This is a genomic window from Belnapia sp. AC561 (assembly GCF_979252845.1).
This window is the reverse complement of the sequence record NZ_CEEDBP010000440.1, coordinates 1-242: the sequence shown is the minus strand read 5'-3', so window position 1 is coordinate 242 and position 242 is coordinate 1. Positions and strand designations below refer to the sequence as shown.

The window sequence follows — 242 nt, the reverse complement described above, 5'->3', positions numbered from 1 at the left end:
GCGGCTGACGCCGCGCTCCGATGCCGCTGAATATGCCAAAGCAGTCGAGGGGCGAATTGCTGCGCTGGCCCGCGCCCATACCCTGCTTGCCCCGGCCCGCTGGGCCGGTGCCGACCTGCGGGCGGTGGTGGAGGCGGAGCTGACCGCCTTCTTGAGTGATACAGCACGCGCGACCCGTGTCGTGCTCGAAGGGCCGGTCGTGACCCTTTCGCCCGCCGCGGTGCAAGCGCTATCCATGGCCC

1 protein-coding gene is annotated in these 242 nt (G+C 70.7%); it reads left to right on the top strand.

What is annotated here, in order from left to right:
• Positions 1 to 242 (top strand): HWE histidine kinase domain-containing protein (locus tag AC0IW9_RS31775; protein ID WP_471652263.1); only part of this gene is annotated, 242 nt, incomplete at both ends.